24 protein-coding genes are annotated in these 22047 nt (G+C 61.3%); 14 read left to right on the forward strand and 10 right to left on the reverse strand.

From position 1 onward, the window contains the following. Positions 1-97: 97 nt before the first annotated feature. From EQV97_RS27310 to EQV97_RS27325, 4 genes are all read right to left on the reverse strand, one after another. Complete coding sequence (locus EQV97_RS27310; protein ID WP_122837915.1) at positions 98-547, reverse strand: LTXXQ domain protein; 450 nt, start codon at positions 545-547, stop codon at positions 98-100. Between the two features lie 197 nt (positions 548-744). Continuing rightward, entirely contained in the window at positions 745-1422 is a 678-nt protein-coding gene (locus EQV97_RS27315; RefSeq protein ID WP_122837916.1) for a response regulator transcription factor, read from the reverse strand. Positions 1423-1612: 190 nt separating this feature from the next. Further along, positions 1613-1912, reverse strand: a complete 300-nt coding sequence (locus tag EQV97_RS27320) for a YciI family protein (protein ID WP_240890440.1) — start codon at positions 1910-1912, stop codon at positions 1613-1615. A gap of 1 nt (position 1913) precedes the next feature. Further along, positions 1914-2510: a septation protein A gene (locus EQV97_RS27325; protein ID WP_122838617.1), complete on the reverse strand. Its 597-nt coding sequence runs from the start codon at positions 2508-2510 to the stop codon at positions 1914-1916. Positions 2511-2597: 87 nt separating this feature from the next. Between EQV97_RS27325 and EQV97_RS27330 the strand changes: the two genes are divergently transcribed. The 8 genes from EQV97_RS27330 (at position 2598) to arfB (ending at position 10705) form a co-directional block, all read left to right on the forward strand. Continuing rightward, on the forward strand, positions 2598-3461 hold the full coding sequence (locus tag EQV97_RS27330; RefSeq protein WP_240890441.1) for a PHP domain-containing protein: 864 nt from the start codon (positions 2598-2600) through the stop codon (positions 3459-3461). A 13-nt stretch (positions 3462-3474) separates the two neighbouring features. Further along, the gene (locus EQV97_RS27335) at positions 3475-4104 is read left to right on the forward strand and encodes an L-threonylcarbamoyladenylate synthase (protein ID WP_240890442.1); all 630 of its coding nucleotides are present in this window, start codon (positions 3475-3477) and stop codon (positions 4102-4104) included. Positions 4105-4164: 60 nt separating this feature from the next. After that, positions 4165-4923, forward strand: coding sequence for a ScpA family protein (locus EQV97_RS27340; RefSeq protein ID WP_225569206.1), 759 nt, complete (start codon positions 4165-4167; stop codon positions 4921-4923). 11 nt (positions 4924-4934) lie between these two features. After that, positions 4935-5975, forward strand: a complete 1041-nt coding sequence (scpB, locus tag EQV97_RS27345) for an SMC-Scp complex subunit ScpB (protein WP_240890443.1) — start codon at positions 4935-4937, stop codon at positions 5973-5975. Between the two features lie 155 nt (positions 5976-6130). Next, on the forward strand, positions 6131-6322 hold the full coding sequence (locus EQV97_RS27350; protein WP_122837920.1) for a DUF1289 domain-containing protein: 192 nt from the start codon (positions 6131-6133) through the stop codon (positions 6320-6322). Between the two features lie 155 nt (positions 6323-6477). Next, complete coding sequence (gene rluB / locus EQV97_RS27355; RefSeq protein ID WP_122837921.1) at positions 6478-7746, forward strand: 23S rRNA pseudouridine(2605) synthase RluB; 1269 nt, start codon at positions 6478-6480, stop codon at positions 7744-7746. An 877-nt stretch (positions 7747-8623) separates the two neighbouring features. Further along, on the forward strand, positions 8624-10036 hold the full coding sequence (locus EQV97_RS27360) for an amino acid permease (RefSeq protein ID WP_045058866.1): 1413 nt from the start codon (positions 8624-8626) through the stop codon (positions 10034-10036). A gap of 255 nt (positions 10037-10291) precedes the next feature. Further along, a complete protein-coding gene (gene arfB, locus EQV97_RS27365) occupies positions 10292-10705 on the forward strand; it encodes an alternative ribosome rescue aminoacyl-tRNA hydrolase ArfB (protein WP_045058867.1) in 414 nt (137 codons plus the stop codon). Here the strand turns inward: arfB and EQV97_RS27370 are convergent. The 6 genes from EQV97_RS27370 to phhA form a co-directional block, all read right to left on the reverse strand. Further along, positions 10702-11901 carry an MFS transporter gene (locus EQV97_RS27370; RefSeq protein WP_122837923.1) on the reverse strand — a complete coding sequence of 400 codons (1200 nt, stop codon included), beginning with the start codon at positions 11899-11901 and terminating at the stop codon, positions 10702-10704. The genes arfB and EQV97_RS27370 overlap by 4 nt on opposite strands. A gap of 82 nt (positions 11902-11983) precedes the next feature. After that, positions 11984-12187, reverse strand: a complete 204-nt coding sequence (locus tag EQV97_RS27375) for a hypothetical protein (protein ID WP_122837924.1) — start codon at positions 12185-12187, stop codon at positions 11984-11986. A 73-nt stretch (positions 12188-12260) separates the two neighbouring features. Beyond that, positions 12261-12392 (reverse strand): hypothetical protein, encoded by a 132-nt coding sequence (locus EQV97_RS28945; protein WP_263868325.1) that lies wholly within the window; start codon positions 12390-12392, stop codon positions 12261-12263. A gap of 292 nt (positions 12393-12684) precedes the next feature. Further along, a complete protein-coding gene (locus EQV97_RS27380) occupies positions 12685-13881 on the reverse strand; it encodes an amino acid aminotransferase (RefSeq protein ID WP_240890469.1) in 1197 nt (398 codons plus the stop codon). Continuing rightward, entirely contained in the window at positions 13878-14234 is a 357-nt protein-coding gene (locus tag EQV97_RS27385; RefSeq protein WP_045058870.1) for a 4a-hydroxytetrahydrobiopterin dehydratase, read from the reverse strand. The genes EQV97_RS27380 and EQV97_RS27385 overlap by 4 nt, the downstream gene beginning before the upstream one ends. A 69-nt stretch (positions 14235-14303) precedes the next feature. Continuing rightward, a complete protein-coding gene (gene phhA / locus EQV97_RS27390) occupies positions 14304-15095 on the reverse strand; it encodes a phenylalanine 4-monooxygenase (protein ID WP_122837927.1) in 792 nt (263 codons plus the stop codon). A gap of 317 nt (positions 15096-15412) precedes the next feature. On the opposite strand from phhA, the gene EQV97_RS27395 reads away from it, so the two are divergent. From EQV97_RS27395 to flgJ, 6 genes are all read left to right on the forward strand, one after another. Further along, on the forward strand, positions 15413-16975 hold the full coding sequence (locus EQV97_RS27395; RefSeq protein WP_045058872.1) for a sigma-54-dependent phenylalanine hydroxylase transcriptional regulator PhhR: 1563 nt from the start codon (positions 15413-15415) through the stop codon (positions 16973-16975). Positions 16976-17261: 286 nt separating this feature from the next. Then, complete coding sequence (locus EQV97_RS27400; RefSeq protein WP_122837928.1) at positions 17262-18002, forward strand: flagellar basal body rod protein FlgF; 741 nt, start codon at positions 17262-17264, stop codon at positions 18000-18002. A gap of 45 nt (positions 18003-18047) precedes the next feature. Next, positions 18048-18833, forward strand: coding sequence for a flagellar basal-body rod protein FlgG (flgG, locus tag EQV97_RS27405; RefSeq protein ID WP_045058874.1), 786 nt, complete (start codon positions 18048-18050; stop codon positions 18831-18833). 52 nt (positions 18834-18885) lie between these two features. Then, positions 18886-19581, forward strand: coding sequence for a flagellar basal body L-ring protein FlgH (gene flgH, locus EQV97_RS27410; RefSeq protein WP_122837929.1), 696 nt, complete (start codon positions 18886-18888; stop codon positions 19579-19581). A gap of 18 nt (positions 19582-19599) precedes the next feature. Next, a complete protein-coding gene (locus tag EQV97_RS27415) occupies positions 19600-20709 on the forward strand; it encodes a flagellar basal body P-ring protein FlgI (protein WP_045058876.1) in 1110 nt (369 codons plus the stop codon). 11 nt (positions 20710-20720) lie between these two features. Further along, on the forward strand, positions 20721-22028 hold the full coding sequence (flgJ, locus tag EQV97_RS27420) for a flagellar assembly peptidoglycan hydrolase FlgJ (protein ID WP_240890444.1): 1308 nt from the start codon (positions 20721-20723) through the stop codon (positions 22026-22028). Positions 22029-22047 lie beyond the last annotated feature (19 nt).

A 22047-nucleotide genomic window follows, 5' to 3' on the forward strand; every position in this document is an offset into this window, starting at 1 on the left:
GATACCCCGCGTTTTCGTTGACGTTTTTCGCGAGCAAGCTCGCTCCTACAAAAAACAGGACCCAACGGTGGGGGCCGTTGGGTCTTTGGTCAGCGTATTATTGCGCTTTTTGCGGTTGCTGCGCTTTCCACGCCTTAAACTCGGCCCATTCGGCGCGACGTTCAGCCTTTTTCTTCTGCATCTCGTCGAATTGCTTCTGCTGATCCGGTTTCAGCAGGGCGCGGACGTCCGCTTCGGCCTTCTTGTGGTTGGCGGCCATTTCATCTTTCATGGCTTTCTGGTCGGCCGGGGAGAGTTTCTCCAGGTACTTGTCGACCACTTGCTTACGCTCGTGCATCTGTTCGCCCATGATCTTGCGGATCTGCTCGCGCTGTTCGCGGCTCAGGTCAAGTTGGCCGTAGGGGCCTTTGCCGTGCATGCCGTGCATCTGACCGCCGTGGCGCGGGCCATCCATCGGACCACCCATCGGGCCGGCGCCTTCAGGCATCGCCATGGCAACGGTCGGCAGGGCGGTGGCGAACATCAGAGCGATAAGAGTCTTGCGCATGGTGAATCTCCTTGTCTCGTTCCCGGTACGTTCCGGATGAGTACAGATTATCGAGATCAAGGTAAGCGGCGGTCAGTGCAGCGTAAAGCCTGTGTAAAGAGCATTTTGGCCCGGCCTGACAAACCAGGTAACCACCCGATCTCATCGAGCCTCGTAGGAGCTGCCGAGAGCGCGATTCATGTCGATCGCAGGGGGGCTCAGAGGCTGTAATAGTACCCACGGCTGCGCAACGCAATGATGCGCGGGCGGCCGTCGGGGTGGGGGCCGATCTTCTTGCGCAGGTTGCTCACGTGCATGTCCAGGCTGCGATCGTACAGAGTCAGTTTGCGGCCCAGGGCGATCTGCGCCAGTTCCTGTTTGTCCAGCGGCTCGCCCGGTTGCTTGAGCAGCGCTTCGAGCAGGCGGCTTTCGGAAACCGTGAGGGTGAACTCCTGTTCGTCGATGCTGACCACGCCTCGCGCCGGGCTGAAGCACAGGTCGCCCAGTTCCACCTGGCTGGACACCGCCGCCGGATGACTGCGCCGTAGCACCGCGCGCAGGCGGGCGGTCAGTTCCCGAGGGTCGCAGGGTTTGGCCAGGTAGTCGTCGGCACCCAGTTCCAGCCCAAGAATCCGGTCCAGGGGTTCGCCACGGGCCGAGAGCATCAATACCGGCAGGTCCGGATGATCGCTGCGCAATTGCTTGAGCAACTCCAGCCCGCTGCCGTCCGGCAGCATGACGTCCAGCACCACCGCTGCGGGAGACGTTTCGGTCAGGGCCCGGCGGGCACTCTGGCCATCGTGGCAGGCACGGACCTGAAAGCCTTCCTGGCCCAGCCAACTGCACAGGAGCTCACACAGCTCCTGGTCATCATCAATTAATAACAGCTCGCTCATGAATCACTCAATTTAGCCATTGCCGAGGTTTTTCGACTTGCCCCGATGGCGAAGATACCGCACAGCAGGGCCAACCGCGCAACTCCCGCCTGATTCCAATCGGTTACTGGGCAGGTTGTCGGCAGGTAAACGGGAAGGATGAGCGATTGAGAACACGATGAACCCGGGAAGGTTCATCGTGGGGGACAAACTAAGGCAGGACTTGCTTGAACGGCTTGACCGAAACGTTGGCGTACACGCCGGCGGCGATGTAGGGGTCGGCGTCGGCCCAGGCCTGGGCGGCATTCAGGGAGTCGAACTCGGCGACGATCAGGCTGCCGGTGAACCCTGCCGCGCCCGGATCATTGCTGTCGACCGCCGGGTGCGGCCCGGCCAGTACGATTCGGCCTTCGCCCTTGAGCTGTTGCAGGCGCTCAAGGTGGGCAGGCCGCGCGGCCAGGCGAGCTTCCAGGGAGTCGGCGACGTCTGTGGCAATGATTGCGTAAAGCATGTCAGTCCTCGGTTTTTGGCGTTGTGGTATCGGTGTCGTGCAGGTGGCGCGACAGGTAGATGCCCTGTGCGACCAGGAACAACAGCGTCATGCCCAGGCTGCCGAAGACCTTGAAGTCGACCCAGTAGCTCTGGAACGTGAACGCAACAAACAGGTTGGCGGCACCGCAGAACAGGAAAAAGCCGATCCATGCGATGTTCAGGCGAGTCCAGACCGGGTCTGGCAGGGTCAGCGCGTGGCCCATGATGCGCTTGATCAGCAGGCGGTCGCCGATGAAATGACTGCCGATGAACGCCAGGGCGAACAACCAGTTGACCACCGGAGCCTTCCATTTCAGGAAGGTTTCGCTATGAAACGCCAGGGTCATGCCGCCGAACACCAGGCAGGCGATAAGGGTCAGCCACTGGCTCTTCTCCAGCTTGCGCTGGCTGATGAACAGGGCGCCGTAGACCACCAGGGAGCTGATGATCAGCATCGCGGTGGCGCTGTAGATACCGCCTACAGTCAATTCATGGCCGGCGATGTCGACGACCCGTGGATCAAGTTTGTAGACGATGAAAAACAGGAGAAGCGGGATGAAATCGATGAATTGTTTCACAGTGGCAGCCAGAAGCAGGATGTGGCGGCATAATAACAAACATATGGGCGCGCGATAGCGCCAGCTGATTTGAGGTAACACTTCCCCGTGAATGTTGATCTGCACTGCCATAGCACGGCCTCCGATGGCGCCCTGGCACCGGCGATTCTGGTTGCGCGTGCGTTCGAGAAAGGCGTGCGAGTCCTGGCCTTGACCGATCACGACACCCTTGAAGGGCTGGATGAAGCCCGCACGGCCGCCACAGCGCTGGGCATGCAGTTGGTCAATGGCGTCGAATTGTCGTGCATCTGGGGCGGCGCGACCATTCATGTGCTGGGTTACGGGTTTGATGTAAATGCGCCATCGCTGGTCGAAGCCATCGCCCGATTGCACGATGGCCGCTGGTTACGGTCCGAGGAAATAAGCCGCAAGCTGGCGCTCAAGGGCATGCCGGGCGCCCTCGAAGGCGCACGGGCCATCCAGCAGGAGTTGGGCGACAGTGGCAACGCGCCGGCCCGTCCGCATTTTGCCGACTGGATGGTGCGCGAAGGTTTCGTCAAGGATCGCGCCGAGGCGTTCCGCAAATGGCTGGGTGCCGGCAAGCTGGGGGACGTCAAGCAGCATTGGCCGACCCTGGAAGAAACGGTCGAAACCCTTCGCGCGGCGAAAGCCTGGGTCAGCCTGGCGCACCCATGGCACTACGATTTCACTCGCAGCAAGCGTCGTCGGCTGATTTCTGACTATATTCAAGCAGGCGGCCACGCCATAGAAGTGGTAAATGGCCATCAGCCCGCCGAACAGGTCGGCAGCTTGGCGATTCTTGCTCGTGAGTTCGGTCTGCTGGTCAGCGCCGGCAGTGATTTCCATGGCCCTGGAGGCTGGTCCGAGATCGGCGAATATCGCCCGCTTCCGGAGGATCTGCCGCCACTTTGGTGTCGATTCAAACATGACCCAATTATTGCCGCCGTCTGAACAGGTAGAGAATGTGAGTCAATTTTTCCAGATTCATCCGGAAAACCCGCAAGCGCGCCTGATCAAACAGGCGGTCGAGATCATCCGCAGAGGCGGGGTGGTGATTTACCCCACGGACTCGTCCTACGCCATTGGTTGCCAGATTGGCGACAAGAATGCGGTTGAGCGTGTGCGTCGCTTGCGTCAACTGGATGAAAAGCACAATTTTGCGCTGATTTGCAGCGATCTTTCGCAATTGGGCCTGTTCGCCAAGATTGATACAGGTACATTTCGCCTGCTGAAGGCCCATCTTCCGGGTCCCTACACTTTCATTCTCAACGCGACACGGGAAGTCCCGCGGCTGTTACTGCACCCGAAAAAGCGCACCATCGGCCTGCGTGTGCCGAGTCATCCGATCGCCCTGGCCTTGCTCGCAGAGCTGGGCGAGCCCTTGATGAGCGTGACGCTGATCATGCCGGGTGACACCGATCCCTTGACCGACCCGTACGAAATGCGCCAGCTGCTCGAGCATCAGGTCGACCTGATCATCGACGGCGGCGTCGGCGGGATCAAGGCCTCCACCGTGATCAGTCTTGCCGATGGCGAGCCGGAAGTGATCCGCGTTGGCTGCGGCGACCCTGCGCCGTTCATGGCCGAAGCCTAGATGTCGGCAGTAGAGCCCGTCGACACTCAGGCCGGCGCCCAGCAGGAGCTGCCTTTCGCCATGGTCTATGGCCAGGCGGTAATGGAAATGCCGCTGGACCTGTACATTCCGCCGGATGCTCTCGAGGTGTTTCTGGAAGCCTTCGAAGGCCCCCTCGATTTGCTGCTGTACCTGATCCGCAAACAGAACATCAACATTCTCGACATTCCGGTCGCGGAAATTACCCGCCAGTACATGGGCTATGTCGAGTTGATGCAGTCGGTGCGCCTGGAGCTGGCGGCCGAATACCTGGTGATGGCCGCGATGCTGGCCGAGATCAAGTCGCGAATGCTCTTGCCTCGGGCGGAGTCGATCGAGGCCGAGGAAGACGATCCCCGCGCCGAGCTGATCCGGCGCCTGCAGGAGTATGAAAGGTTCAAGGCCGCAGCCGAAGGCATCGATGGCCTGAGCCGGGTTGGCCGTGATGTCGTGGTGCCCAGGCTCGATGCCCCCGAGGCGCGGGCGCGCAAGCTGGTGCCGGACGTCAGCCTGGAGGAGTTGCTGATGTCCATGGCCGAGGTGCTGCGCCGGGGCGACATGTTCGAAAGTCACCAGGTCAGTCGCGAAGCCTTGTCCACCCGCGAGCGCATGAGCGATGTACTGGAGCGGCTCAAGGGCGGCGGGTTCGTGCCCTTCGTCGAGCTGTTCACCGCCGAGGAAGGGCGCCTGGGGGTGGTGGTGACCTTTATGGCGATCCTCGAACTGGTCAAGGAATCCCTGGTCGAGCTGGTGCAGAATGAGCCGTTCGCGCCGATCCACGTGCGGGCCCGAGCCGATTAACGAGTTGAATCATGAACCTGACTGAACCCCGCGAGCTGGCACCACTGCTTGAAGCCTTCCTGTTGGCCTCGGGAAAACCGCAATCGCTTGAACGTCTGTTCGAACTCTTCGAAGAGGCCGAGCGCCCGGAGCCACCGGTCTTCAAGAAGGCCCTGACGATTCTGGCCAAGTCCTGTGATGGTCGTGCCTTCGAACTCAAGGAAGTCGCCTCCGGCTATCGCCTGCAAATCCGCGAAAAATTCTCGCCGTGGGTCGGGCGCCTGTGGGAAGAGCGCCCGCAGCGCTATTCCCGGGCCATGCTCGAAACCATGGCGTTGATCGCCTATCGCCAGCCGATCACCCGGGGTGAAATCGAGGACGTGCGGGGTGTGGCGGTCAACAGCCACATCGTCAAGACCCTGCTTGAGCGCGAGTGGATCCGCATCGTCGGCTACCGCGACGTGCCCGGCAAACCGGCGATGTTCGCCACCACCAAGGCGTTTCTCGACCATTTCAACCTGAAGAATCTGGACGATCTGCCACCCTTGGCAGAGCTGCGCGAGTTGGAGCCCGACCCGGTGCTCGACTTCGACGACGCCCCCGTACCTGCCAGCCTGCAAGAGCTGGCCGACGCCAGTGCCGAACCGGAGGAGCCCAAGGAGGAAACCAGTTTCCATACCTTGCTGCTGGAACTGGACACCATGGAGGAGGGGCTCAAGACCGATTTCGATGACATTCTGCGCGATGGTGCGGTGACTGATGCCGAAGAGCTGCCGGATCAGCCTGAATCTGAATCCGAGATTGAGCCTGAACCTGAGATGGAAGTTGAGGTTGAGGTTGAGCCGGAACCTGCGATTGAAGTTGAACTTCACGCCGAGCCTGACGCCACACTCGAAGAGGAACCGGACGACGATGTGCTTGGCGTTGCCGAAGCTCGCGAAAAACTACTGGCCGCCGTCGCTGCTCTCGAACAGCACAAACCGGAGCTCGAACCTGAGTTGAGTGACGAGGAAGCCGAAGCCCGCGCGCTGGCCGAAGCCATCGAAGCTGAACGCCGCGAATTCGAAGACTGAGGTGCTGCCAAAAGATCGCAGCCTTCGGCAGCTCCTACAGGATCGCAGCCTTCGGCAGCTACAGGACCGCGTTTGCCACCAGTATCAATTTGTACCCGGTCATGTAGGAGCTGCCGCAGGCTGCGATCTTTTGACTTTAATTTTTGAGGCCTCAAGTGAGCTCACCCAAAGACCCCTGCATCAGCGTCTGCAAATTCGCCGACGACATCTGCATCGGCTGCGGCCGCAGCAAGCGCGAGATCAAGTCGTGGAAGAAGCTCGACAAGGTCGACAAGCGCACCGTGCTCGCCGAAGCCGCGTTACGCCTGATCGCGCTCGGCCCTACCGCTCGGCGCAAAAGCAAATAACCTGGTCTGCCTGCGCTAGTCTCTGATGCGTAAATCCGCGCATGCGCGTATGATTCGCGACCCTTCGGCGATCCCTTCGCCCAAGTACCAGATAGACAACGCTTCAGGACGCCTTATCAGCGCTTCCTGAACAGACCACACCGGGAGGTGCCCAGATGAGTATCAACGACCAGAAAGACGACCAGGAAATCGGCCCAGCAGGCGAAAAGCTGCAGAAGGTCCTTGCCCGTATCGGCGTAGGCTCGCGCCGTGACGTGGAAGCCTGGATCAGCCATGGCCGCATCAAAGTCAATGGCAAAGACGCCACCCTTGGTCAGCGCGTCGACCTGCATGACGCCATCACCATCGATGGCAAGGTGATCAAGCGCGAAGAGGCCGCCGAGTCGGTTCGCCGCGTGATCATGTACAACAAGCCCGACGGTGAAATCTGCACCCGCAACGACCCGGAAGGCCGTCCAACCGTTTTCGACAAGATGCCGCGCCCGAAAGAAGGTCGCTGGATCAACATCGGGCGCCTGGACATCAACACCACCGGTTTGCTGATGTTCACCACTGACGGTGAGCTGGCCAATCGCCTGATGCATCCTTCCTACGAGATGGACCGTGAATACGCGGTACGTGTGCGTGGCGAAGTGGATGACGAGATGATCGAGCGCTTGAAAGCCGGGGTTGTCCTCGAAGACGGCCCGGCCAAGTTCACCGACATCAAGCAGGCGCCAGGTGGCGAAGGCTTCAACCACTGGTACCACTGCGTGGTGATGGAAGGTCGTAACCGCGAAGTTCGTCGTCTGTGGGAATCCCAGGGTCTGGTGGTCAGCCGCCTGAAACGCGTGCGTTTCGGTCCGGTGTTCCTCAACTCCGACCTGCCGATGGGTCGCTGGCGCGAAATGAGCCAGTACGAAGTCGACATCCTCAGTGCCGAGGTTGGCCTGACGCCTGTGGCCATGCCGCAGATGAACGCCAAGAGCAAAGACAAGCTCGAGCGGATGCAGCGCAAGTCGTCGCGTCCGATGGGCACCACCGAGCGTGTGCGGACCCTGCGTCCAGCCGCCGGTGCTCCAGCTGCCAACCCGCGTCCGGCCCGTGAGCCGCACATCGAAGGCGAACGTCCGGCCCGCAAGCCGGCGGCTCCTCGCGCCGATGGCGAGCGCGGTCCACGTACGCCGCGTCCGGCCAATGGCCGTACCGAGCGCGGTGAAGGCCGTGGCGCGCCAGCCGGGGGTCGCAGTGATCGCGGCGCTCCCGCCGGTCGTGGTACGCCAGTGGCGGATCGTCCAGCGGACACCAAGCGCCCAGCCAAACCAGTCGCGAAAAAGCGTCCGGGCATTGTCCTGGTCGACAAGGATGCGCCATCAGGCAAGCGCCGTGGTGCGCCGGCCGGTTCGGGTCAGCGTCCGGGCTTTGGCCGTCGCAAGCCGGAGTGAAGCAGCGGTAGGCTTCAAGCGGTAAGCAGTCAGTGAAAAGCGCCATCCTTCGGGGTGGCGTTTTTTTTTGTCTGGCTCAAATGCTGCGGCGCCTGGCAGTCCGCCTTCGCGACCACGTCGCACCGCCGCTCCCACAGGGTATTGGAGGTGGACTCAGCATTTGTGTTCGGCGGATATCACTGTGGGAGCCGGGCTTGCTCGCGATGGCACCAGCGAAGACACCAAAGCATGTCGATTGGAAATCCGTCGTTACACGCTGTAACGAGATCTTGACGAATTACCCAGTGCTTCAGCTATTTTCCGCCGGGTGTAAGGAAATCCTTCCGCTAACCCGGACCTCATGGATTCCCAAGCCCTCTATCCCGCTTGTTTCAACCTCCATAGCAGGATCAGATGCGCCCCATGCCTGCCGTGCAGGTGCATAAAAACAAGGAGGCGCAATGAACGCCGTGACCCAACTCCAACTCTCTCCGAGGGGCGATTTTCCTGTCGTCCCCGTCGAAGACCTGCAAAGGTCTGAATCTATTTTTGCAGCCGTCCGGCACTGCCGGGGCGGACACAGGCAATCCCGGCAAATGACACGCTGATCCAGCGGGTCTGGCAGCAGGGGGTTACAGGTGTACAATGCGCCGCGTTTTAACTGTGACTTCCTGCGCACCAGCGCAAACCTCAGGGCTATCCGCCTTGTTAACTCCGTTGCGCCACAAGCGCGTCGGGTTCGATTTCGTCACAGATAAAAACAAACAGGTGACGCATGAACGTTGTAAATACGCTGAACTCCTGGTGCTTGCGCTGGGGTTTGATCGGCGCTGCTTGAAATCGCAACCCGAGCAGCACGTCTACTGAACATCATCAAACCTTGCGTGAGACCCTTTTCATGAGTGGACAAAACTCGCATTCAGGCGAGCTGAAACGCGGCCTGAAAAATCGCCATATTCAACTGATCGCCCTCGGTGGGGCGATCGGTACCGGACTGTTCCTCGGCTCTGCCGGGGTGCTTAAATCCGCCGGCCCGTCGATGATCCTCGGCTACGCCATCTGCGGCTTCATCGCATTCATGATCATGCGCCAGCTTGGCGAAATGATCGTCGAAGAGCCGGTCGCCGGTTCGTTCAGCCACTTTGCGCACAAATACTGGGGTGGTTTCGCCGGCTTCCTGTCGGGCTGGAACTGCTGGATCCTGTACATCCTGGTGGGCATGTCGGAGCTGACTGCCGTCGGCAAATACATCCACTATTGGGCGCCGGACATCCCTACCTGGGTCTCGGCGGCCGGTTTCTTCGTCCTGATCAACCTGATCAACCTGGCCAACGTCAAGGTGTTCGGCGAGGCAGAGTTCTGGTTCGCGATCATCAAGGTCGTGGCGATCGTCGGCATGATTGCCCTGGGCAGCTACCTGCTGGTCAGCGGCAACGGCGGGCCCCAGGCGTCGGTGAGCAACCTGTGGTCCCACGGCGGCTTCTTCCCCAACGGTGTCAGCGGGCTGGTGATGGCCATGGCGATCATCATGTTCTCCTTCGGCGGCCTGGAAATGCTGGGCTTCACCGCAGCAGAAGCAGACAAGCCGAAAACCGTGATCCCGAAAGCCATCAACCAGGTGATCTACCGGATCCTGATTTTCTACATCGGCGCACTGGTCATCCTGCTGTCGCTGACCCCATGGGACAGCCTGCTGGAAACCCTGAACGCCTCCGGCGATTCCTATAGCGGCAGCCCGTTCGTGCAAGTGTTCTCGATGCTGGGCAGCAACACGGCGGCGCACATCCTCAACTTCGTGGTGTTGACGGCGGCATTGTCGGTGTACAACAGCGGCACCTACTGCAACAGCCGCATGCTGCTGGGCATGGCCGAGCAGGGCGATGCCCCGAAAGCCCTGGCGAAGATCGACAAGCGCGGCGTGCCGGTGCGCTCGATCCTGGCTTCGGCTGCGGTGACGCTGATCGCGGTGTTGCTCAACTACCTGATTCCTCACAGCGCGCTTGAGCTGCTGATGTCGTTGGTGGTGGCCACCCTGGTGATCAACTGGGCGATGATCAGCTTCTCGCACTTCAAATTTCGCCAGCACATGAACAAAACCAGCCAGACGCCGCTGTTCAAGGCGCTGTGGTACCCGTACGGCAACTACATCTGCCTGGCGTTCGTGGTGTTTATCCTTGGCGTGATGCTGTTGATCCCGGGCATCCAGGTCTCGGTGTACGCGATCCCTGTATGGCTTGCCTTCATGTGGATCTGCTATGGCATCAAGAACAAGCGCAGCGCACGGCATGCCCTTCAGCCTGCCGTGAAGTAACGCGGTACGCAGAAACAACAAACCCGGCCATGTGCCGGGTTTGTTGTTTTGTAACCTGCGCAGATCTCCTGTGAAAGCAAGCCTGTGGAGATCCCCTGTGGGAGTCAGGCTTGCCCGCGATGAACGATGACGCGGTCTAACCTGTAAATCGCGGCGCCTCAATCGCGGGCAAGCCTGGCTCTCACAGGGGATTTTCGGCGTTCTGAAGTTCGCATTCGCGGTATCCTGCGTGTTCTGAATACGGACACTTTTACCATGCTGGAGATTTCCAACAACGTGCACCTGCCGGATGCCGAGATCGAGCTGACGGCCATTCGCGCCCAGGGCGCCGGCGGGCAGAACGTCAACAAGGTCTCCAGCGCCATGCACCTGCGCTTCGACATCCCGGCGTCTTCATTGCCCGAGTTCTACAAGGAGCGGCTGCTGGCGCTGCGCGACAGTCGCATCACCAGCGATGGCGTGCTCATCATCAAGGCGCAACAGTACCGCACGCAGGAAGCCAATCGCGCCGATGCGTTGGAGCGCCTTGTCGAGCTGATCCAGAGCGCCACCAAGGTCGAAAAGAAGCGCCGCCCGACCAAGCCGACCCTTGGCTCGAAAAAACGTCGCCTCGAGTCCAAGACCAAACGCGGCAGCATCAAGGCCGGGCGCGGCAAGGTCGACTTCTAGCGGGCGTCCCGTTGTTCCCGGTACTTCGGCGCCTGGCGGTACAGATAGATGCTCAGGGCCAGACCGCTAAGGGCGGCAAGCGCGGCGAACAGGAAGATCGAGGCAAAGCCGAACCCTGCGGCGATGGCACCGGCCAATGGCCCGGTGATCCCCAGTGACAGGTCGATAAACAACGAATAAGCCCCCACTGCAGCCCCGCGGCTCGAAGCCGGCACCAGGTTCACGGCTTCCACGCCCAGCGCCGGGAACACCAGGGAGAAGCCAAATCCGCTAAGCGCTGCACCGGCCAGGGCCCAGTGTGCATCCGGTGCCAGCCACAGCAGCAATAGGCCCAGGGTTTCCACCGACAGGCAGGCAATCGCCACGCGAAAGCCCCCGAGGCGGTTGATCAGGTTGCCGAACAGCAGGCGCGCGCCAATGAAGCTGGCGCCGAACAGGCTCAGGCACAGCACGGCGTTGTTCCAGTTTTGCGTGGCGTAATACAGGGTGATGAAGGTGGCGATGGTGCCAAACCCGATGGAGCCCAATGCCAGGCCACAGCCGTGAGGCAGCACTCGCCCAAGCACGTGCATGAACGGCAAGCGCTCGCCGACCAGGATCGGTGCGGCGGTCTTTGGCCAGGCCAGGGCCAGGCCGATCACCGCCAGCAGCACGATACTCACGCCCATGCTCCACAAGCCCAACTCCCTCACCAGCAGCACACCCAGCGGCGCGCCAACAGCCAGTGCGCCGTAGCTGGCGATGCCGTTCCAGGAGATGACTTTGGCGGTATTCGCCGCACCGACCCGGCCGATGCCCCAGCCGATCGAACCGGAGCCGACCAGGCTTTCGGCGCTGCCGAGCACCAGGCGGCCGATCAACAGGCTGGTCAGGCTCACCATCGGCAGGCTTTGGGTCCAGGCTGAAATCAGCATGAACACGCCGCTCAACCCGCAGCCGGCAAGGCCGTACATGACTGCCAGCTTGCTGCCCTTGTTGTCGATGATTTTGCCGGCGTAGGGTCGGCTGAGCAGGGTGGCCAGGTATTGCACGCTGATCACCAGCCCGGCGATCACGGCACCAAAGCCCAGGTCGCTGTGGACATAGCCCGGCAGTACCGCCAGGGGAATGCCGATGTTCAGGTAGCCGATGAAGGTGAAGAGGACGATGGAGACAACTTGCAGCGTTACCCGCAGGGGGCGCTGGTTTTCAGACATGGGTAAAGGTCCACGGCAAAGCAGGATAGATAGGCTGCTTATGATAGCGGTGGGAGGGAGCGCAGGTCGTGAAAAAGTAAAACTATTTACCGGGCGGGGTTGAGTCAGTCGGGGCCGGGGCAACCAGTTGCGTCGTGACCAGGGCGGCCAGGGCGTTTTCCTGGGTGCCGAAACGGGCGAGCAGGGCAGCCTGTTTTTCGGCGGAGAGGCGATTCCAGATAGCGATCATTTTCTCGGCGGTGCCGATCAGGACGCTGGCCTGGTTCTCGGTAAAGTCGTCGTTCATGCGGGGCTCAGGGTTCAGGCGGTGTGGAAAGCGCATGTTAGCGCTTTCCACACGGTCTGGCATTGCGGGTGTCTCAGTCTTCGCTGTCAGCCTTGCGACTGTCAGATGCTTCTTTCGGCTCGGGCTGTTGGGCGCCGGCTTGCTGCGTGGTTGTCTGCTCAGTTTCGTGCAGGCTTGGGAAGGGGAGATTAGGGATCTCGTGCATGTTTCGCGCTCCTCGCAAAGTCTGTTGATAGATCTGGTAGATCCGCGCTTTTACAAAGCCTGGGCAGGATACAGCAGGAGAAATGACAATTAGAGTTTTATCTGGAATTTCTGCGACAGATGGCCGCAGGGGGGCGCTCGATCTTTCGATGGTTCCCTGCAGGAGCAGCGTAGGAGCTGCGTTGGAGCTGCCGAGCCTGCGAGGCTGCGATCTTTTGACGTTGCCCTTCAAAATCAAAAGATCGCAGCCTCGCAGGCTCGACAGCTCCTACAGGGTTATTTTGCAAACAGGGCTATTTGCAGACCTCGGCGATGGCCTCGGCCAGCAGGTCCAGGCGTGTTGCGTCGATGCCGGCCACGTTTGCCCGGCCGGTGCCGACCATGTACACGCTGTGGTGGTCACGCAGATTCTTCACCTGCTCCGGCGACAGGCCCGTATAGGAGAACATTCCGCGCTGAACGCCGATGTGGGCAAAACGCTCGCGCAAACCGTGGGGCTCAAGCGCCTCGACCAAACCGCTGCGTAACTGCGCAATGCGCAGGCGCATGGCTTCCACTTCGTCGGCCCATAAGCTTTTCAGCTCAGGGTCGCCAAGGATGGTCGCCACCACTGCAGCGCCATGATCCGGCGGCGTCGACCACAGGTTGCGGGCAATGTTGGCCAGTTGGCTGCGTATGTCCACCAGCTTGTCAGCGCTCTTGGCGCAGACAATCAGCGCGCCGGTGCGATCGCGGTACAGCCCGAAGTTCTTCGAGCAGGAACTGGTGATCAGCACTTCCGGCAACTCGGCGGCGAACAGTCGGGTGGACCAGGCATCCTGCTCCAGGCCATCGCCAAAACCCTGGTAGGCGAAGTCGATCAGCGGCAGCAGGTCGCGGCTGCGCACGATGTCCAGCACCCGACGCCAGTCGTCATGGGACAGATCAAAACCGGTCGGGTTGTGGCAGCAGGCGTGCAACAGCACTACGTCGCCCTTGGGCACTTCACGCAGTACCGCCAGCATGGCCTCGACGTCTAGACGGTTATCGCTGCCCACGTACGGGTAATGGCTGACCTTGACACCGGCTGCCGCGAAAATCGTTTCATGGATCGGCCAGGTCGGGTTGCTCAGCCACACGCCACGGCCCGGCAGGCACTGGGCAATGAAGTCTGCGCTGAGGCGCAATGCGCCGGTGCCGCCTGGGGTCTGCGTGGCCCCCGCGCGCTGCCCGGCGATCAACGGGGAGTCGGCCCCCAGCACCAGCTCGTTGATCACCTTGCCAAACGCCGGCTCGCCATGACCACCGATGTAGGTCTTGGTGGATTGCTTGTCAACCAGTCGCGCCTCGGCGAGTTTCACCGCTTGCGGGATTGGCGTCAGGCCGTGGGCGTCTTTATAGACGCCCACCCCGAGGTCGAATTTGCGCGGGTTGGGATCCTGCGCATACGCCTCCATCAACCCCAGGATCGGATCGCCAGGTACCCGGCCGATCGAGTCGAAATGCATTATTTGCGGCCCTCGGCGTCCTTGGCCACTTCGTCTGTGCGCGCGGCCATGATGAAGTCGTTGCGGTGCAGGCCCTTGATGGAGTGGCTCCACCAGGTCACGGTGACTTTGCCCCACTCGGTGAGCAGGCCCGGGTGGTGCCCCTCGGCCTCGGAGATTTCACCGACCGCGTTGGTGAACGCCAGCGCATGCTTGAAATTCTTGAACAGGAAGACTTTTTCCAGCTGCATGATGCTGTCGCGAACTTCGATGTTCCAGTCCGGGATCTGCTTGAGCAATACCGGCAGTTCTTCGTCGCTGACCTGAGGTGCGCCGGCTTGGCAGGCTTCGCAGTGGGCTTGGTTCAGAGCGTTCATGGTGTATTCCTGAATTCGATTCTTGTTGGAAATTACTATCTTTGCGCGCAAGTCGCGAGCGGGATCTGCTCAGGCCGCTTTTGGCTTGGGCGGAAATTTTGGTGCGTGCAAGCCCAGCTGCATGCCTTGCTTGACCATGCCCATGATGTCCTCGTGGGCCAGGTCGAACAGGCGCTTGAGGTTGGGCAGCACGAAGTACAAGGGCTGCAGGATGTCGATGCGGTAAGGCGTGCGCATGCATTCCAGCGGGTCGAAGGCTTGGTGTTCGGGCTCGTCGGACAGGCAGTAGACGGTTTCTTTAGGCGAGGAAAGGATGCCGCCGCCGTAGATGCGTTGGCCCTGGGGCGTGTCGACCAGGCCGAACTCGATGGTCATCCAGTACAGGCGCGCCAGGTACACCCGTTCTTCCTTGGTCGCCTGCAGGCCAAGCTTGCCGTAGGTGTGGGTGAATTCGGCGAACCAAGGGTTGGTCAGCAGCGGGCAGTGGCCAAAGATCTCGTGGAAAATATCCGGCTCTTGCAGGTAGTCCAGCTCTTCGCGAGTGCGAATGAAAGTGGCCACCGGGAACTGCTTGTTGGCGAGCAATTCGAAGAAAGTCTGGAAGGGGATCAGCGCCGGCACCCGGGCCACCTGCCAGCCGGTGGTTTCACCGAGCACCTTGTTGATCTCGCCCAGTTGCGGGATGCGGTCGTGGGGCAGACCGAGTTTTTCGATACCGTCCAGGTATTCCTGGCACGCACGACCCTCGATCACTTTCAGTTGGCGAGTGATCAGCGTGTTCCACACCGCGTGTTCTTCGGCGGGGTAGTCGATAAAACCTTGCGCATCGGGCTCGCGAGCCACGTACTGCGTCTGCTTCATGCTGCTCTCCTGCTAGGGGAATTCGTTCTTGTTATGTCCAGCTATGGACTTACAAATACCCCAGGATTTTCGGATGTGCAGCCCCGTGCGCGGGATATAAGGCATAAAAAACAGCGCTTTTCGTAAAGTTTTCGTTACGCAATGGCGGTTGCGGCGTGGCTGTTGAGTTTTCTGGTTTGAAAAGCGCCCTGGGTGTCACATAATCTTTACGACTATCTAAGCGTTGCAACAAAAAATTGCCCCTGCGGCCACCGCCACCCCCTGTGGAAGCGGGCCGAACTCGGCATGATTTCCTTAACCGCTTTTCGAGCCTTTATATGCGTATCAAAGTCCACTGCCAGAACCGCATCGGCATCCTGCGCGACATCCTCAACCTGCTGGTGGAGTACGGGATCAACGTCGCGCGTGGCGAAGTCGGGGGTGAGCACGGTAATGCGATCTACCTGCACTGCCCGAACCTGATCAACCTGCAGTTCCAGGCGCTGCGGGCGAAGTTCGAATCGATCCCCGGGGTGTTTGGCGTCAAGCGCGTAGGGCTGATGCCCAGCGAGCGTCGGCACATGGAGCTCAATGCGCTGCTCGGCGCGCTGGAGTTTCCGGTGCTGTCGATCGATATGGGCGGTTCGATCGTTGCGGCTAACCGGGCCGCCGCACAGTTGCTCGGCGTGCGGGTGGACGAGGTGCCGGGCATCCCGTTGTCCCGTTACGCCGAGGATTTCGACCTGCCGGAACTGGTACGTGCCAACAAGTCGCGGATCAACGGGCTGCGGGTCAAGGTCAAGGGCGACGTGTTCCTGGCCGACATCGCGCCATTGCAATCGGAGCATGACGACAGCGAGGCCATGGCCGGCGCGGTCTTGACGCTGCATCGCGCGGATCGGGTAGGCGAACGCATCTACAACGTGCGCAAGCAGGAACTGCGCGGGTTCGACAGCATTTTCCAGAGCTCGAAGGTGATGGCCGCCGTGGTCCGCGAAGCCCGGCGCATGGCGCCCCTGGACGCACCGTTGTTGATAGAAGGCGAAACGGGGACCGGCAAGGAATTGCTGGCGCGGGCCTGCCACCTGGCAAGTCCCCGCGGCCAGTCGCCGTTGATGGCGCTCAACTGTGCGGGGCTGCCGGAGTCCATGGCCGAGACCGAATTGTTCGGTTACGGCCCCGGCGCATTCGAAGGCGCCCGGGCCGAAGGCAAGCTCGGGCTGCTGGAGCTGACTGCCGGCGGTACGCTGTTCCTCGATGGTGTCGGTGAAATGAGCCCGCGCTTGCAGGTGAAATTGCTGCGCTTCCTGCAGGACGGATGCTTTCGTCGGGTAGGCAGTGATGAAGAGGTGTACCTCGATGTGCGGGTGATCTGTGCGACCCAGGTCGACCTGTCGGAGCTGTGCGCTCGCGGGGAGTTCCGCCAGGATCTGTACCACCGCCTGAACGTGTTGTCATTGCACATCCCGCCACTGCGCGAATGCCTGGACGGCTTGACGCCCCTGGTCGAGCACTTCCTGGACCAGGCCAGCCGGCAGATCGGTTGCCCGCTGCCGAAACTGGCGCCGGCGGCGATGGAGCGGCTCAGTCATTACCATTGGCCGGGCAACGTGCGGCAGTTGGAGAATGTGCTGTTCCAGGCGGTGTCCTTGTGCGAAGGCGGCACCGTCAAGGCCGAGCACATCCGCCTGCCGGACTACGGCGTGCGTCAGCCGCTTGGCGATTTCTCGCTGGAGGGCGGGCTGGACGAGATTGTCGGGCGCTTCGAGAAGGCGGTGCTGGAGCGGCTGTATTCAGAACATCCGAGCAGCCGGCAGTTGGGTAAGCGCCTGGGGGTTTCGCATACCACCATTGCCAACAAGCTGCGTGAGTATGAGGTGGGCAAGGACAGCAGCACTTAAAGTCAAAAGATCGCAGCCTCGTTTCACTCGGCAGCTCCTACATGAATTCCCGATCCCTGTAGGAGCTGCCGAGTGAAACGAGGCTGCGATCTTTCGCTCTATTGCCGCGAAGCGGCACAACACCGCCGGTTTTTCGACTTCTCCCCATTCCTTCACCTTTCTCCAAACTCCTCAAGCCCCCTGTTTGCCGGGCCCAGCGCCGCCAGAAAATAGTTGGTCTGCAAATTGCTTATGGCTCAGCAGAACAGCGGTGGGCGGCAAACGTCCGGCATGCAGAGGAAAGAGTGTGGATAAGTACCTTTATGTAGCTATGACCGGCGCCAGCCAGAATGCACTGGCGCAGAAGGCTCATGCGAACAACCTCGCGAACATCTCCACCAACGGTTTCCAGAAAGACCTGGAGCAGGCGCGCTCGATGCCGGTGTTTGGTGACAGCTTTCCGGCGCGTGCGTTTGCCATGTCCGAGCGTCCGGCCACCGACTTTTCTGCAGGTTCGCTGGTGGAAACCGGCCGCGACCTCGACGTTGCCGTACAGGGCAATGGCTGGATTGCCGTGCAGAACCCCGATGGCGGTGAAAGCTATGTGCGCACCGGCAGCCTCAACGTCGATGCCCTGGGCGTATTGCGCGCCGGCAACGGTATGCCGGTGATGGGCAATGGCGGGCCGATTGCCGTGCCGCCCGAGCAACAGATCGAAGTGGGCGAGGATGGCACCATCAGTATTCGGGCGATGGGCGAAGGCCCGCGCGTGATGGCCGAAGTCGACCGCATCAAGCTGGTCAACCCTGACTTGCGGAACATGACCAAAGGCCTGGACGGTTCGATCCACACCAAGGACGGCCAGCCGGCGCAGGCGGATGCCAACGTCAAGCTGGTGTCCGGTTTCCTCGAATCGAGCAACGTCAATGCCGTGGAAGAAATGACCTCGGTGCTGGCCCTGGCCAAGCAGTTCGAATTGCACATCAAGATGATGAACACCGCCAAAGAAGACGACCAGGCCATGGCTCGGGTCTTGCAGATCAGCTAATTACCAGAACGTCGCGCCGTAAAACAGGCGCACGAGGAGAATCGAATGCTTCCGGCTCTATGGGTTGCCAAAACCGGTCTGTCCGCCCAGGACACCAACCTGACCACCATTTCCAACAACCTGGCGAACGTGTCGACCACGGGTTTCAAACGTGATCGCGCCGAGTTCCAGGACCTGCTGTATCAGATCAAGCGTCAGCCTGGCGCCCAGTCGACCCAGGACAGCGAATTGCCGTCGGGTCTGCAAGTGGGTACTGGTGTGCGCATCGTCGGCACCCAGAAAAACTTCACCGCCGGCAGCCTGCAAACCACCGAGCAGCCGCTGGACATGGCCATCGACGGTCGCGGTTTCTTCCAGATCCTGCAGCCGGACGGCACCACGTCCTACACCCGTGACGGTACTTTCCACCTGGACTCCAATGGCCAGATCGTCAATGCCAGCGGCTTCGCCCTGGAGCCGGCCATTGTCATCCCGAACGACGCCCAGACCTTCACGGTCGGCCGCGACGGTACGGTGTCGGTCACCGTTCCCGGCAACGCCGCGTCCCAGGTGATCGGCAACCTGCAGACCGCCGACTTCATCAACCCGGCCGGCCTGCAAGCCGTGGGCAACAACCTGTTCCTGGAAACCGCCGCCAGCGGCGCGCCACAGGTTGGCACCCCGGGCCTCGCCGGTTTCGGCACCACGCTGCAGAACACCCTGGAAACCTCCAACGTCAGCACCGTTGAGGAGATGGTCAACATGATCACCACCCAGCGCGCCTACGAGATGAACTCCAAGGTGATCTCCACCGCCGACCAGATGCTCTCGTTCGTAACGCAGAATCTGTAATCAAGAATATGGGGCGGCCACGCGGTCGCCTGTAACACCGTGAGGTAGGGTCATGAATCGCTTCGTATCTGTTCTGGCACTGAGTGGCATCACCGCGCTCGCCGGCTGTGTCGCGCCTGCGCCGCGGCCCAATGACCCTTACTACGCCCCGGTGTTGCCGCGCACACCGCTGCCGGCTGCCGCCAACAATGGCTCGATCTACCAGGCCGGCTTCGAACAGAACCTGTACAGCGACCGCAAGGCGTTCCGCGTCGGTGACATCATCACCATCACGCTGAACGAGCGCACCCAGGCCAGCAAGAACGCCAACTCGCAGATCGGCAAGAACAGCGACACCAGCGTCGGCCTGACCTCGTTGTTCGGCTCCAGCCTCACCACTAATAATCCAATTGGTGGCGGCGACCTGAGCCTCAACGCCGGCTACAGTGCCGACCGTGCGACCAAGGGCGACAGCAAGTCCGGGCAGAGCAACAGCCTGACCGGCTCGATCACCGTGACCGTCGCCGACGTATTGCCCAACGGCATCATCGCCGTGCGCGGCGAGAAGTGGCTGACCCTCAACACCGGCGATGAGCTGGTGCGCATTGCCGGCATGGTCCGCGCCGATGACATCGCCACGGACAACACCGTGTCGTCGACCCGGGTGGCCGATGCACGTATTACCTACTCGGGCACCGGTGCCTTTGCCGATGCGAGTCAGCCAGGCTGGTTCGACCGTTTCTTCCTCAGCCCGCTGTTTCCTTTCTAGGTGGCTATCAAGTTGAGCATGTTGAACTTCAAACGCCTGATGGTGGCCGCCCTGATGCTCTCGGCTGCGTTTAGCGCGCAAGCCGAGCGGCTCAAGGACATCGCCAGTATTTCTGGCGTGCGTTCCAACCAACTGATCGGCTACGGCCTGGTGGTCGGGCTTAGCGGCACCGGCGACCAGACGACGCAGACCCCGTTCACCCTGCAGACTTTCAACAACATGCTCTCGCAGTTCGGCATCAAGGTGCCGCCGGGTTCGGGCAACGTGCAGTTGAAAAACGTCGCGGCGGTGTCGATCAGCGCCGACTTGCCGGCGTTCGCCAAGCCGGGTCAGCAGATTGACATCACCGTAGCGTCCATCGGCAACTCCAAGAGCCTGCGCGGCGGTACCTTGCTGCTGACGCCGCTCAAGGGTATTGACGGTAACGTCTACGCGATCGCCCAGGGCAACCTGGTGGTCGGCGGCTTTGATGCCGAGGGTCGAGACGGTTCGAAGATCACCGTCAACGTCCCGTCGGCGGGGCGCATCCCCGGTGGTGCATCGGTCGAGCGGGCGGTGCCAAGTGGTTTCAACCAGGGCAACAGCCTGACCCTGAACCTCAACCGTTCGGACTTCACCACCGCCAAGCGCATCGTCGACAAGATCAACAACATGCTCGGCCCGGGCGTGGCCCAGGCCATCGACGGCGGCTCGATCCGCGTCAGTGCGCCACTGGACCCGAGCCAGCGCGTGGACTACCTGTCGATCATCGAGAACCTGGAAGTCGATCCGGGCCAGGCAGTGGCCAAAGTCATCATCAACTCGCGTACCGGCACCATCGTGATCGGCCAGAACGTGAAAGTGTCCCCGGCCGCCGTGACCCACGGCAGCCTGACCGTGACCATCACCGAAGACCCGATCGTCAGCCAGCCGGGCCCGCTGTCCAATGGCCAGACGGCCGTGGTGCCACGCTCGCGGGTCAACGCCCAGCAGGAAGCCAAGCCGATGTTCAAGTTCGGCCCGGGCACCACCCTCGACGAAATCGTGCGAGCGGTGAACCAGGTCGGCGCCGCGCCGGGTGACTTGATGGCCATTCTCGAAGCACTGAAACAGGCCGGCGCACTGCAAGCCGACCTGATCGTGATCTGAGGACTGCGCCCATGGATATGTACAAGAGCGGTCTGGTCAGCAGCAGCGATTCGGGGTCCTACTCGGACTTGAATCGCCTCAACCAGCTCAAGGTCGGCGACAAGAACAGCGACGCGAACATGCGCAAAGTGGCGCAGGAGTTCGAGTCGCTGTTCCTCGGTGAGATGCTCAAGTCCATGCGCTCGGCCACCAACGCGCTGGGCCAGGACAACCCGCTCAACACCGCCGAAGCCAAGCAGTACCAGGAAATGTACGACCAGCAGCTGGCCGTTTCCATGTCCCGCGAAGGCGGCGGTATCGGCCTGGCCGATGTGTTGATGCGCCAGATGTCAAAGAACAAACCCATGGCCCCGGGTGAAGCGGCGGCAGCGTCCGCCGCCAAGCAAGCCGAGGCCAAAGCCGCCGTGGAAACGCCGATTGCCGCCGGTACGGTTGCCACCAACGGACCCTTGTCGCGTCTCAATGGCCAGCGCCCGTTGTGGGCCTCGCGTTCGATCCATGCACCGCAGGCACCAGGCGAGGGCGCGCATCGCAATGACATGGCGCTGATCAACCAGCGCCGCCTGGCGTTGCCGCCGAAACTCGCGGACCGCCTGCTCGCCGGCCTGGTGCCATCGGCCGCGACCCCGGCTGTGACAGCGACGACAGCTGCAACCGCACTCAACAAAATCGACGTGCCCACGATCAGCCCGACCGGTTCCGGCTCGCTGTACAACGGCGACTGGCTGACCGCCCAAACCGAAGCGCCGGCCAGCGGTCGCCTGCAGGTCTACGGCCGGGCCATGGCGCAGATCCCGCTGGCACCGCCAAAGAAAGCCTTCAGCTCCGCCGACGAATTCGTCAACGCCATGCTGCCCATGGCCAAGGAAGCCGCCGACCGCATCGGCGTCGATCCGCGCTACCTGGTGGCCCAGGCCGCCCTCGAAACCGGCTGGGGCAAGTCGGTCATGCGCGCCCAGGATGGCAGCAGCAGCCACAACCTGTTCGGCATCAAGGCCAGCAGCAACTGGAAGGGCGATTCAGCCCGGGCCATCACCAGCGAATTCAGAAACGGCGAGATGGTCAAGGAGACGGCGCAGTTCCGTTCCTACGACTCCTACAAAGACAGCTTCCACGACCTCGTGACGCTGCTGCAATCCAACAATCGCTATCAAGATGTCGTGAAGTCTGCCGATAACCCCGAACAATTTGTACGCGAGTTGCAGAAGGCCGGCTACGCAACCGACCCGAACTACGCCAGCAAGATTTCGCAAATAGCCAGGCAGATGACGAGTTATCAGAACTACGCTGCGGCGGGCGTTTCCACTACGCCTTTATAGGCACAAGGTATAAGGTCTG

The organism is Pseudomonas sp. TMW22090 (genome assembly GCF_022496665.1).
In the GTDB taxonomy this organism is placed as follows: Bacteria; Pseudomonadota; Gammaproteobacteria; order Pseudomonadales; family Pseudomonadaceae; genus Aquipseudomonas; species Aquipseudomonas gregormendelii.

Excerpts from the sequence above, each read along its gene's own strand:
- EQV97_RS27340 (WP_225569206.1), top strand. The coding sequence starts at position 4,165 with ATGGTCTATGGCCAGGCGGTAATGGAAATGCCGCTGGACCTGTACATT.
- EQV97_RS27370 (WP_122837923.1), bottom strand. The coding sequence starts at position 11,901 with ATGTCTGAAAACCAGCGCCCCCTGCGGGTAACGCTGCAAGTTGTCTCC.
- EQV97_RS27395 (WP_045058872.1), top strand. The coding sequence starts at position 15,413 with ATGCGTATCAAAGTCCACTGCCAGAACCGCATCGGCATCCTGCGCGAC.
- EQV97_RS27385 (WP_045058870.1), bottom strand. The coding sequence starts at position 14,234 with ATGAACGCTCTGAACCAAGCCCACTGCGAAGCCTGCCAAGCCGGCGCA.
- flgH (WP_122837929.1), top strand. The coding sequence starts at position 18,886 with ATGAATCGCTTCGTATCTGTTCTGGCACTGAGTGGCATCACCGCGCTC.
- EQV97_RS27310 (WP_122837915.1), bottom strand. The coding sequence starts at position 547 with ATGCGCAAGACTCTTATCGCTCTGATGTTCGCCACCGCCCTGCCGACC.
- EQV97_RS28945 (WP_263868325.1), bottom strand. The coding sequence starts at position 12,392 with ATGCACGAGATCCCTAATCTCCCCTTCCCAAGCCTGCACGAAACTGAG.
- EQV97_RS27415 (WP_045058876.1), top strand. The coding sequence starts at position 19,600 with ATGTTGAACTTCAAACGCCTGATGGTGGCCGCCCTGATGCTCTCGGCT.
- arfB (WP_045058867.1), top strand. The coding sequence starts at position 10,292 with ATGCTGGAGATTTCCAACAACGTGCACCTGCCGGATGCCGAGATCGAG.
- EQV97_RS27360 (WP_045058866.1), top strand. The coding sequence starts at position 8,624 with ATGAGTGGACAAAACTCGCATTCAGGCGAGCTGAAACGCGGCCTGAAA.
- flgJ (WP_240890444.1), top strand. The coding sequence starts at position 20,721 with ATGGATATGTACAAGAGCGGTCTGGTCAGCAGCAGCGATTCGGGGTCC.
- EQV97_RS27375 (WP_122837924.1), bottom strand. The coding sequence starts at position 12,187 with ATGAACGACGACTTTACCGAGAACCAGGCCAGCGTCCTGATCGGCACC.
- rluB (WP_122837921.1), top strand. The coding sequence starts at position 6,478 with ATGAGTATCAACGACCAGAAAGACGACCAGGAAATCGGCCCAGCAGGC.
- phhA (WP_122837927.1), bottom strand. The coding sequence starts at position 15,095 with ATGAAGCAGACGCAGTACGTGGCTCGCGAGCCCGATGCGCAAGGTTTT.
- EQV97_RS27315 (WP_122837916.1), bottom strand. The coding sequence starts at position 1,422 with ATGAGCGAGCTGTTATTAATTGATGATGACCAGGAGCTGTGTGAGCTC.
- scpB (WP_240890443.1), top strand. The coding sequence starts at position 4,935 with ATGAACCTGACTGAACCCCGCGAGCTGGCACCACTGCTTGAAGCCTTC.
- flgG (WP_045058874.1), top strand. The coding sequence starts at position 18,048 with ATGCTTCCGGCTCTATGGGTTGCCAAAACCGGTCTGTCCGCCCAGGAC.
- EQV97_RS27320 (WP_240890440.1), bottom strand. The coding sequence starts at position 1,912 with ATGCTTTACGCAATCATTGCCACAGACGTCGCCGACTCCCTGGAAGCT.